At 71.3% G+C, this 10,858-nt stretch carries 8 protein-coding genes; 5 read left to right on the forward strand and 3 right to left on the reverse strand.

What is annotated here, in order from left to right; genetic code table 11:
• The 4 genes from VIU94_RS31500 to VIU94_RS31515 all read left to right on the forward strand — a co-directional run.
• Window positions 1–1,124 (forward strand): dihydrodipicolinate synthase family protein (locus VIU94_RS31500; RefSeq protein WP_331916618.1); only part of this gene is annotated, 1,124 nt, incomplete at its 5' end.
• Window positions 1,125–1,153: 29 nt separating this feature from the next.
• Entirely contained in the window at window positions 1,154–1,942 is a 789-nt protein-coding gene (locus VIU94_RS31505) for a sugar phosphate isomerase/epimerase family protein (RefSeq protein WP_331916632.1), read from the forward strand.
• Between the two features lie 239 nt (window positions 1,943–2,181).
• The gene (gene recD2 / locus VIU94_RS31510) at window positions 2,182–4,425 is read left to right on the forward strand and encodes an SF1B family DNA helicase RecD2 (protein WP_331916620.1); all 2,244 of its coding nucleotides are present in this window, start codon (window positions 2,182–2,184) and stop codon (window positions 4,423–4,425) included.
• Between the two features lie 133 nt (window positions 4,426–4,558).
• Window positions 4,559–5,848 (forward strand): citrate synthase, encoded by a 1,290-nt coding sequence (locus tag VIU94_RS31515; protein WP_331916622.1) that lies wholly within the window; start codon window positions 4,559–4,561, stop codon window positions 5,846–5,848.
• 397 nt (window positions 5,849–6,245) lie between these two features.
• Here VIU94_RS31515 and VIU94_RS31520 read toward each other — a convergent pair whose 3' ends face one another.
• The 3 genes from VIU94_RS31520 to VIU94_RS31530 form a co-directional block, all read right to left on the reverse strand.
• A complete protein-coding gene (locus VIU94_RS31520; RefSeq protein WP_331916624.1) occupies window positions 6,246–8,483 on the reverse strand; it encodes a heavy metal translocating P-type ATPase in 2,238 nt (745 codons plus the stop codon).
• Window positions 8,484–8,595: 112 nt separating this feature from the next.
• On the reverse strand, window positions 8,596–8,841 hold the full coding sequence (locus VIU94_RS31525) for a cation transporter (RefSeq protein WP_331916626.1): 246 nt from the start codon (window positions 8,839–8,841) through the stop codon (window positions 8,596–8,598).
• Window positions 8,842–8,951: 110 nt separating this feature from the next.
• On the reverse strand, window positions 8,952–9,596 hold the full coding sequence (locus tag VIU94_RS31530; RefSeq protein ID WP_331916628.1) for a TetR/AcrR family transcriptional regulator: 645 nt from the start codon (window positions 9,594–9,596) through the stop codon (window positions 8,952–8,954).
• A gap of 162 nt (window positions 9,597–9,758) precedes the next feature.
• Between VIU94_RS31530 and VIU94_RS31535 the strand changes: the two genes are divergently transcribed.
• The coding region (locus VIU94_RS31535) for an MMPL family transporter (protein WP_331916630.1) at window positions 9,759–10,858 on the forward strand (1,100 nt) is incomplete at its 3' end.

The following is a 10,858-nucleotide window of genomic DNA, read 5'->3' on the forward strand; positions in this document are numbered from 1 at the left end:
CTGTCGCCGCGGCGCGCGGCGACGCGGCGCCGGCCGCTCCGCTGCGCTCCCGCGTCGTCTTCTCCGCCGCGCACGTCGTCGCCGACCCGTACGCCGACGCCTCGCTCGACGGCCCCGCCGCCGTCGACTGGGACGCCACCCTCGCGTTCCGGCGGCACCTGTGGGCGCACGGCCTCGGGGTGGCCGAGGCGATGGACACCGCACAGCGCGGGATGGGCCTCGACTGGGCCGGCGCGGCGGAGCTGATCCGGCGGTCGGCGGCCGAGGCGAAGGCGGTCGGCGGACGGATCGCCTGCGGCGTGGGCACGGACCAGATAGGAGGGGGCTTCGGATCCATGCCGGAGATCTGCGCGGCGTACGAGGAACAGCTCGCCGTCGTCGAGGAGTCCGGCGCCCAGGCCGTCGTGATGGCCTCCAGGGCGCTCGCGGCCGCCGCGAAGGGCCCCGAGGACTACGCGGAGGTCTATGGCCGTCTCCTCCGCCAGGCCGCGGAGCCGGTGATCCTGCACTGGCTCGGCCCGATGTTCGACCCGGCCCTGGAGGGCTACTGGGGCTCCGCCGATCTGGACGCCGCCACCGAGACGTTTCTCCAGGTCGTCGCCGAACACCCCGACAAGGTCGACGGCATCAAGGTCTCCCTCCTCGACGCGCGCCGCGAGATCGACCTGCGCCGCCGGCTCCCGGAGGGCGTCCGCTGCTACACGGGGGACGACTTCCACTACCCCGAGCTGATCGCGGGGGAGGAGCCGGCGGCGGGAGGACGCTTCAGCCACGCGCTGCTCGGGATCTTCGACCCTCTGGGGCCGCTCGCGGCGCGGGCGGTGCGCGTCCTGGACACCGGGGACGTCAAGGGCTTCCGCGAACTCCTGGACCCGACCGTGCATTTGTCGCGCCATCTCTTCCAAACCCCCACCCGCTTCTACAAGACGGGCGTGGTGTTCCTCGCCTGGCTGGCCGGTCACCAGGACCACTTCACGATGGTCGGCGGCCTCCAGTCCGCGCGCTCGCTGCCGCACCTGGCGCGGGCGTACGAACTCGCCGACGGGCTGGGCCTGTTCCCGGATCCGGAGCTGGCGGAGTTCCGGATGAAGTCCCTGCTGACCGTGTACGGAGTCGACCGGTGAACGCTCTCTCCCGCTTCAGCATCAACCAGATGACGGTGAAGCAGCTCTCCCTGCCGGAGCTGGTGGAGCAGTGCGTACGGCTCGGCATCCCGGCGGTCGGCCTGTGGCGTGAACCGGTGCGGGCGTACGGCCTGGAGGCCTCGGCGAGGCTCGTGCGCGACGCGGGCCTGACGGTCACGTCCCTGTGCCGGGGCGGCTTCTTCACCGCCGACGGTTGGCTGGACGACAACCGCGCCGCGATCGACGAGGCGGCCGCCCTGGGCGCCGACACGCTCGTCCTCGTCTCGGGCGGGCTCCCGCCCGGCGGCCGCGACCTGGCGGCCGCGCGCGCCCGGATCGCCGGGGCGATCGCCCAACTCGCCCCGTACGCGGGAGAGCGCGGCGTCCGGCTCGCGATCGAACCGCTGCACCCGATGTACGCGGCGGACCGCTGCGCCGTCTCCACGCTGGACCAGGCGCTGGAGATCGCGGAGCGCTTCCCTGCGGAGCAGGTGGGGGTGGTGGTCGACACGTACCACGTGTGGTGGGACGACCGGGCCCCGGCGGCAGTGGCCCGCGCGGGGGCGGCGGGCCGGCTGCACTCCTTCCAGCTCGCCGACTGGACCACCCCGCTGCCCGCGGGGGTCCTGAACGGCCGCGGACAGCTGGGCGACGGAGTGATCGACCTGCGGGCGTGGTGCGAGCTCGCCGCGGCGGCGGGCCACACCGGACCGGTGGAGGTGGAGCTGTTCAACGACGAACTCTGGGGCAGGGACGGCGTGGAGGTCCTGGAGGAGACGCTGAAGCGCTTCACCGAGCTCGGTATTTCGGAATCGTGATTCCGGAAAAATTACCGCCCGCATCCGTGCAACCCTTCGCCCGTGACGGATGTCGTACTGGTCATCAAGGCTTCCGGGGAGGGATCCGGGGGGATCGGGAAGCCTTGACGGAGGGGGAGCGCGTGGGGCCCGGTCTACGGACCGGGCCCCTTGTAGCGGGGCCCGCGCGGGGAGGGTTTTCCACAGGCCGCTTTCCACAGGCCGCCCGCGTTGTCGGAGCTCTTCGCTAACGTCGGATCATGTCCAGTCCCAGCCCGCGTCTCGCCGTGCTCGAAGGGGTTCTCGAGCGGATCACGTACGCCAACGAGGAGAGCGGCTACACGGTCGCGCGCGTCGACACCGGGCGCGGAGCCGGGGATCTCCTCACGGTGGTCGGCTCGCTGCTCGGCGCGCAGCCGGGGGAGTCGCTGCGGATGGAGGGACGCTGGGGCTCCCACCCGCAGTACGGCAAGCAGTTCACGGTGGAGAACTACACGACCCTCCTGCCCGCCACCATCCAGGGCATCCGCCGCTATCTCGGCTCGGGTCTGGTCAAGGGCATCGGGCCGGTCTTCGCCGACCGCATCACCAGCCACTTCGGCCTGGACACCCTCGACATCATCGAGAACGCGCCGGCCCGCCTCGTGGAGGTTCCCGGCCTCGGCCCCAAGCGCACCAAGAAGATCGCGGAGGCATGGGAGGAGCAGAAGGCCATCAAGGAGGTCATGGTCTTCCTCCAGACCGTCGGCGTCTCCACGTCCATCGCGGTGCGCATCTACAAGAAGTACGGGGACGCCTCGATCTCCGTCGTGAAGAACCAGCCGTACCGGCTGGCCGCCGACGTCTGGGGCATCGGTTTCCTCACCGCCGACAAGATCGCCCAGTCGGTCGGCATACCGCACGACAGCCCGGAGCGCGTCAAGGCGGGGCTGCAGTACGCGCTCTCCCAGTCCACCGACCAGGGGCACTGCTTCCTGCCCGAGGAGCAGCTGATCGCGGACGCGGTGAAGCTGCTCCAGGTGGACACCGGGCTCGTCATCGAGTGCCTCGCCGAGCTGGCCGCCGACCCGGAGGGCGTGGTGCGGGAGTCGGTGCCGGGGCCCGGGGGCGAACCGGTGACCGCCGTGTACCTGATCCCGTTCCACCGTGCCGAGCTGTCCCTGGCCGGGCAGGTCCGGCGGCTCCTGGGCGCGGAGGAGGACCGGATGTCGGCCTTCCGGGACGTCGCCTGGGACAAGGCGCTGGCCTGGCTCGCCACGCGGACCGGGGCCTCGCTCGCGCCCGAGCAGGAGGAGGCGGTCCGGCTGGCCCTGACGCGCAAGGTCGCCGTGCTCACCGGCGGCCCCGGCTGCGGCAAGTCGTTCACGGTCCGCTCCATCGTGGAGCTGGCCCGGGCCAAGAAGGCCAAGGTCGTGCTCGCCGCGCCCACCGGCCGGGCCGCCAAGCGGCTCGCCGAGCTGACCGGCGCGGAGGCCTCCACCGTCCACCGGCTCCTGGAGCTCAAGCCGGGCGGCGACGCGGCGTACGACCGGGACCGCCCGCTCGACGCGGACCTGGTGGTGGTCGACGAGGCGTCGATGCTGGACCTGCTGCTTGCGAACAAGCTGGTCAAGGCCGTGGCCCCGGGCGCGCACCTGCTTCTGGTGGGGGACGTGGACCAGCTGCCGTCGGTCGGCGCGGGCGAGGTGCTCGGCGACCTGCTGGCTCCGGACAGCCCGGTGCCGGCCGTCCGGCTGACCCGGATCTTCCGGCAGGCCCAGCAGTCCGGAGTCGTCACCAACGCACACCGGATCAACGCCGGACAGCACCCGCTCACCACCGGCCTGCCGGACTTCTTCCTCTTCGCCGAGGACGAGACGGAGGACGCGGGCCGGCTCGCGGTGGAGGTCGCGGCCCGGCGGATTCCCGCCAGATTCGGCCTCGACCCGCGCCGCGACGTGCAGGTCCTCGCCCCCATGCACCGCGGCCCGGCCGGCGCGGGCACGCTCAACGGCCTGCTCCAGCAGGCCATCACCCCCGCCCGCCCCGACCTCCCCGAGAAGCGCTTCGGCGGCCGGGTCTTCCGGGTCGGCGACAAGGTCACCCAGATCCGCAACAACTACGACAAGGGAGAGAACGGGGTCTTCAACGGCACGGTCGGGGTGGTGACCTCGCTCGATCCGGTGGAGCAGCGGCTCACCGTGCGCACCGACGAGGACGAGGAGATCCCGTACGACTTCGACGAGCTGGACGAGCTGGCCCATGCCTACGCTGTGACCATCCACCGTTCACAGGGAAGCGAGTACCCCGCGGTCGTGATCCCGATCACCACGGGGGCCTGGATGATGCTCCAGCGGAACCTCCTCTACACCGCCGTCACCCGGGCGAAGAAACTGGTCGTCCTGGTCGGTTCACGCAAGGCGATCGGCCAGGCGGTGCGTACGGTTTCCGCGGGCAGGCGGTGCACCGCGCTCGCTCATCGGCTCGGCGGACTTTCCCCAACCGGGGCGAAGGGGGCAGGATGAGCAGGTTGGCGGCACTGAGTGCCGCCAAATGGCCCATTGGTCGACCCCGAGTGCACTCTGCTGAGCCAAATGGGGGATGGTAGAGACAGTCAGGGCACCTCGAAGAAGAGGCACTACGTCGGTGAGGGATGACGTGAGCGACAACTCTGTAGTACTGCGGTACGCGGACGGTGAATACACCTACCCGGTGGTCGAGAGCACCGTCGGCGACAAGGGCTTCGACATCGGGAAGCTCCGAGCCCAGACCGGTCTGGTCACGCTGGACAGCGGATACGGCAACACCGCCGCCTATAAATCCGCCATCACCTACCTGGACGGCGAGAAGGGCATCCTGCGGTACCGCGGCTACCCCATCGAGCAGCTGGCCGAGCAGTCCACCTTCCTGGAGGTGGCGTACCTGCTGATCAACGGTGAGCTGCCGAAGGCGGAGGAGCTCACGACCTTCCAGACCGAGATCACCCAGCACACGCTGGTGCACGAGGACGTCAAGAACTTCTTCCGCGGTTTCCCGCGCGACGCCCACCCGATGGCGATGCTGTCCTCGGTCGTCTCGGCGCTGTCCACCTTCTACCAGGACAGCCACAACCCCTTCGACGAGAAGCAGCGTCACCTCTCCACGATCCGGCTGCTGGCCAAGCTGCCGACGATCGCGGCGTACGCGTACAAGAAGTCGATCGGCCACCCGTTCGTCTACCCGCGCAACGACCTCGGGTACGTCGAGAACTTCCTGCGCATGACCTTCTCGGTCCCGGCGCAGGAGTACGACCTGGACCCGGTCGTCGTCGCCGCGCTCGACAAGCTGCTGATCCTGCACGCGGACCACGAGCAGAACTGTTCGACCTCCACCGTGCGTCTGGTCGGTTCCTCGCAGGCGAACATGTTCGCCTCGATCTCGGCCGGCATCTCGGCCCTGTGGGGCCCCCTGCACGGCGGCGCCAACCAGTCGGTCCTGGAGATGCTCGAGGGCATCCAGGCCAACGGCGGCGATGTCGACTCCTTCATCAACAAGGTGAAGAACAAGGAGGACGGCGTCCGCCTGATGGGCTTCGGCCACCGGGTGTACAAGTCCTTCGACCCGCGCGCCAAGATCATCAAGGCGGCGGCGCACGACGTCCTCTCCGCGCTCGGCAAGTCCGACGAGCTGCTGGACATCGCGCTCAAGCTGGAGGAGCACGCGCTCTCCGACGACTACTTCGTCTCGCGCAACCTCTACCCGAACGTGGACTTCTACACGGGTCTCATCTACCGCGCGATGGGCTTCCCGACCGAGATGTTCACCGTGCTCTTCGCGCTCGGCCGGCTTCCCGGCTGGATCGCCCAGTGGCACGAGATGATCAAGGAGCCGGGTTCCCGCATCGGCCGCCCGCGCCAGATCTACACGGGCGAGGTCCTGCGCGACTTCGTCCCGGTCGAGGCCCGCTGAGCCGTCGGCCGCAGAGCCAAAGCGAGAAGCGCCCCGCTTCCGATCCCCCCACGGGTCGGCGAGCGGGGCGCTTCCCATATCCCCGGTGCGGATTCCCCCCACGGGATCCGGGCCGGGCGTCTGCCGTGTCGAGCACATGTCGAGCACGTGTCGGCAGAAGCGCGCGGGTCTGCGCGGTCTGCCGGGGTACGTACGTACGGGAGGGCCGCTCAAAGCTCCCCGGTGCACGTGCCCCGGCCAACGCTTGCCTGGGACGTCCCCCAAGACATCCCATGAACGTCCCCCAAGACGTTCTGGCATCGCCCACTTAGACTCGCGAACAGCCCAGATGGTTACCCCCAAATATCTGTGATCTAGGTCTCTTTGTGAAGGTCTTGTGCGTCACGTGAATGTGAATTCACGTGAACGCCCGAAGTCGCAGGCTGTTTGTCACGACAAAGACGGACGAAAATGCCATCGCGAGGCCGGCGATCATCGGGTTGAGCAGTCCGGCCGCGGCGAGCGGCAGCGCGGCGACGTTGTAGCCGAAGGCCCAGAACAGGTTCCCCTTGATCGTCGCGAGGGTTCGCCGGGAGAGCCGGATCGCGTCCGCCGCGACCCGCAGGTCCCCGCGGACGAGGGTCAGGTCGCCGGCCTCGATGGCCGCATCCGTGCCCGTCCCCATCGCCAGGCCCAGATCGGCGACGGCGAGTGCGGCGGCGTCGTTGACCCCGTCGCCGACCATGGCGACCGTCCGCCCCTCCGCCTTCAGTCGCTCGACCACCGCGACCTTCTCCTGGGGCAGCACCTCGGCGATCACCTCGTCGATCCCGACCTCCGCCGCGACCGCCTCGGCGACCGCCTTCGTGTCGCCGGTCAGCAGCACCGGGGTCAGGCCCAGGGCGCGCAGCCGGGCGACGGCCTCGGCGCTGGTCTCCTTGACCGCGTCCGCGACCGTGACGACCCCGCGCGCGACCCCGTCCCAGGCGACCGCGACCGCGGTGCTCCCGTGGTCGTCCGGCAGCGGCGGCGGGGCGATCCCGGCCGCCTCCAGGAGCGCCGGGCGGCCGGCCAGGACGCGGTGTCCTTCGACCGTGCCGCGGACCCCGAGGCCGGGCACGCTCTCGAAGTCCCGTACCTCGGGCAAGGCGCCCACGCGGTCCGCCGCGCCGGCCGCGATCGCCCGGGCGACCGGGTGCTCGGAGGCGTGCTCCAGGGCGCCCACGAGGCGCAGCAGCGTCGTCTCGTCGGTGTCCCCCTCGGCGTACGCCTTGCGCAGCTCCATGCGGCCCGTGGTGACGGTGCCCGTCTTGTCGAGGACGACCGTGTCGACGCGGTGGGTCGACTCCAGCACCTCCGGGCCCTTGATCAGGATGCCCAGCTGCGCGCCGCGTCCGGTGCCGACCATGAGTGCGGTCGGGGTGGCCAGACCGAGGGCGCAGGGGCAGGCGATGATCAGGACGGCGACGGCGGCGGTGAACGAGGCCGTGGCGTCGCCGGTGGCCGCCAGCCATGCGCCGAGGGTCCCGAGGGCGATCAGCAGGACGACGGGGACGAAGACGGCGGAGATCCGGTCCGCGAGCCGCTGCACCGCGGCCTTGCCGTTCTGCGCGTCCTCGACGAGCTTCGCCATCCGGGCCAGCTGTGTGTCGGCCCCGATCCGGGTCGTCTCCACGACGAGCCGGCCCGAGGTGTTGACGCAGCCGCCGGTGACCGCGTCGCCCGCGGTCACGTCCACCGGCACGGACTCGCCGGTCAGCATGGCCGCGTCCACGGCCGAGGCGCCCTCGGCGACCGTGCCGTCCGTCGCGATCTTCTCCCCGGGGCGTACGACGAAGAGGTCGCCGACGCGCAGCTCGGCCACCGGGATCCGCACCTCCGCCCGGGCCCCGGCCGGCCCGGACCGCAGCACCGCCACGTCCTTCGCGCCGAGCTCCATCAGTGCGCGCAGCGCCGCGCCCGCCTTCCGTTTGGCGCGGGCCTCGAGCCAGCGGCCGAGCAGGATGAACGTGGTCACCCCGGCGGCGACCTCCAGGTAGATCGTCGAGGCGGCGTCGGCGCGGGAGGCGGTGAGGTCGAAGCCGTGGCGCATGCCCGGCATCCCCGCGTCGCCCAGGAACAGCGCCCACAGGGACCAGCCGAAGGCGGCGATCGTGCCGAGCGAGACCAGGGTGTCCATGGTGGCCGCGCCGTGCCGGGCGTTGGTCCAGGCGGCGCGGTGGAACGGCAGCCCGCCCCAGACCACGACGGGCGCGGCGAGGGTGAGGCTCAGCCACTGCCAGTCGTCGAACTGCAGCGCCGGGACCATGGCGAGCAGGACCACGGGCGCGGACAGGAGCGCGGAGACGGTGAGCCGCTGCCGGAATGAGGCGGCCTCGTCGGGGGCGGGGTGCTCCTTGGGGCCGGACTCCGGTGCCGGTGCGGGTTCCGGTTCCGGCGGCGGGGGCGGCTCCGCGGTGTAGCCCGTCCTCACGACCGTGGCGATGAGGTCGGCGACCGGCAGCTGGGCCGGGTGTTCGATGCGGGCCTTCTCCGTCGCGTAGTTGACGGTGGCGGTGACGCCGTCCATCCGGTTGAGCTTCTTCTCGACGCGGGCCGCGCAGGAGGCGCAGGTCATGCCGCCGACCAGGAGCTCGGTGGTAGTGCTGGAGGTCATGTGCGCTTCCAAACGGGGCAGGGTCGTACCGTTGCCCACGGTACGACCCTGCGGGGGTGCTGCGGAGCCTCGGGCTGTGGGGCCTCGGGCCGTGCGCCTCGGGCTGTGGGCCTCAGGCCAGGCCGTCCAGCTCGTAGCCGGCCTCGTCCACGGCGGCGGCCACGGCGTCATCGTCGAGCGGGGCCTCGGAGACCACGGTGACCTGGCCGGTGGACGCCACCGCCTTGACCGAGGTGACGCCGGCGAGCTCCGCGATCTCGCTGCTCACCGCGCCCTCGCAGTGCCCGCAGGTCATGCCCTTGACCTGGTAGACCGTGGTGGTGGTCTGAGGGAGCTCGGTCTTCGTCTCGGCGGTCATGGCGTTCTCCTTCGGGGCGGTGCGGTGTGATGCCCGGTACGGAACCACATTCTATACCCCTGGGGGGTATGAAACCAGGCCGCGCCACGGACGGGTTCACGGGCTCGGGTTCACGGGCCCGGAGTCGCGGCGAGGCCCGGGGTGAAGAGCGGTTCGAGGTAGCGGACGAGGGCGCGCTTCAGTTCGGCGACCGTCGCGTCGCGCTGTGGGCCGTCGGGGGCGGCGAGCACCAGCTCGAGTCCGGCCTTGACGATGCCGAGGGTCATTGAGGCGATCCGCGCCCGGTCGTCGGCGGCCAGGTCGGGGGCGAAGTGCCCGATCGTCTCCTCGATCCGGGTGAGCATCGACGCGTGCACCGCCTCGTGCTCCTCGGCGATCCGGCCGGGGATGTCCCCGCTGCCGTGTATGAGTGCGAGGAATGCCGGATTCCGGCAGTTGAACTCGATCACCGGCTCCAGCACCGCGTCCACCAGCTCGGGCAGCGGGAGCTCCAGGTTGGCCCGGTCGAAGGCCAGCCCGTGGGTCTCGCGCATCTGCTGCAGCAGGCGGCCGCCGAGCTCGACGGCGATCGCCTCCTTGTTCGGGAAGTACTGGTAGAGCGTGCCCGGCGAGACCTCGGCCTCGCGGGCGATGGCATTGGTGCTGGCCGCCGCGTACCCGGTCCGGCAGAAGACGCTCGCCGCGGCCTGGAGCAGCTGCGTGATGCGGCGCTCGCCACGGGCCTGGCGGCGGCGCGGCGCGGGTTCCTCGGACATCTCCGTCCCCAGCTTTCATGACGCGTTTGACAAACGCGAGTGCTCGCTCGCATTCTTGGGAAACGCGAGCGATCTCTCGTGTTTGTCAGTCTATGGCAATGGACGACCCTTGCCACCTGCCCGGAAGCAGGTGGCGGGTCTCGGTGAAGGGGACACCGCGTCATGGCCGAAGTCAAGAATCCAGCTCCGTCGGGGGGCGGGGGGTGGGCGCGCTTCGCCACCGCCCGGCCGAGGTTGACGCTGCTGGTCGCGCTGGTGATCACCGCCCTCGCGGTGTTCGCCGGCGGCGGGGTGGCCGACCGGATGGGCAGCGGCGGCTGGGAGGCGCCGGATGCGGAGTCCACGTACGCCACCGAGGTCCTGGAGCGCGAGTTCCCGGCCGCCCAGCCCAATCTGCTCCTGCTGGTCGACGCCGGAGCGGCCGGGGTCGACGCCCCGGCCGTCGCCTCCGAGGCGGCCCGGCTCGCGGAGCGGCTCGACGCCGAGGCGGGCGTCTCGGGCGTCGGCTCGTACTGGGGGACCAAGGCGCCGGCGCTGCGCTCCGAGGACGGGCGGCAGGCCGTCATCGCCGCACGGATAGCGGGCGAGGAGAAGGCCGCCTCGGAGGTCCTGGAGCGGATCGCCCCCGAGTTCCGGGGCAAGCACGGGCCGGTGGAGGTGTCCATCGGTGGGCGGCTCGCGGTGCAGCACGAGATGCAGACGGTCATCCAGGAGGACCTGCTGCGGGCCGAGCTGATCGCCCTGCCGGTGACGCTGGTGCTCCTCGTCATGGTCTTCGGCAGCGCCGTCGCGGCCATGCTGCCGCTGGGCGTCGGCATCGTCGCGATCCTCGGGACCAACGCGGTCCTGCGCGGGATCACCGAGTTCACCGACGTCTCCGTCTTCGCGATGAACCTGACCACGGCCCTCGGCCTCGGACTCGCCATCGACTACGCGCTGTTCGTCGTCCGCCGGTTCCGGGAGGAGCTGGCGACCGGGGCGGACACCCGTACGGCCGTGGCGACGACGCTGCGCACCGCGGGGCGGACGGTCCTGTTCTCCTCGCTGACCGTCGCGGTCTCGCTCGCCGCCATGCTGGTCTTCCCGCAGTACTTCCTGCGCTCCTTCGCCTACGCGGGCATCGCCGTCGTGCTGCTCGCGGCGGCCGCCGCGCTGACCCTGCTCCCGGCGGCGCTGCTGCTCCTCGGCGACCGGGTCAACGCACTGGACCTGCGGCGGCTGTTCCGGCGCGGCCGGCGCGAGGGCGCCGCGGCGGCGGCGTC

This window comes from Streptomyces sp., from assembly GCF_036566765.1.
GTDB lineage: Bacteria > Actinomycetota > Actinomycetes > Streptomycetales > Streptomycetaceae > Streptomyces.